Raw genomic sequence first — 373 nt, 5'->3', positions numbered from 1 at the left:
CAAAGTCATTGATGGCGCGATAAAAATCCCGAAAATCGCACCGATTGAAGCGCGTTTACATCGTGAAATTACGGGGGCGCTGAAAAGTATCACACTGAGTCGCAGCGCAACCGAAAATACTATGCGTCACTACTCTGTGATGACGGGGTAGAAGCACCGGCAAAGCCAACATTGATATCAAATATCACGGGGCTTGATGTGGGGCTAAGTCATTACGCCATCAAATCAGACGGCAATAAGATTGCTAATCCGCGCCACCTTATCAATGCCAGCCGTAACCTACGTCGAAAACAAAAAGCCTTATCTCGCAAGCAAAAAGGGAGTGCTAATCGCCGTAAAGCCCGAATACAGCTTGCAGGTGTACACGAACGGG

General features: G+C 48.3%; 1 pseudogene. It reads left to right on the top strand.

Features of this window, described 5'->3' with window-relative positions:
- A pseudogene (locus tag BHE89_RS21975) lies at positions 1-373 on the top strand (RNA-guided endonuclease InsQ/TnpB family protein); the annotation flags it as partial.

It is taken from the genome of Shigella sp. FC1967, assembly GCF_001743005.1.
In the GTDB taxonomy this organism is placed as follows: domain Bacteria; phylum Pseudomonadota; class Gammaproteobacteria; order Enterobacterales; family Enterobacteriaceae; genus Proteus.
The sequence above is the reverse complement of the archived record's forward strand: the minus strand, read 5'-3'. Positions and strand labels throughout refer to the sequence as shown.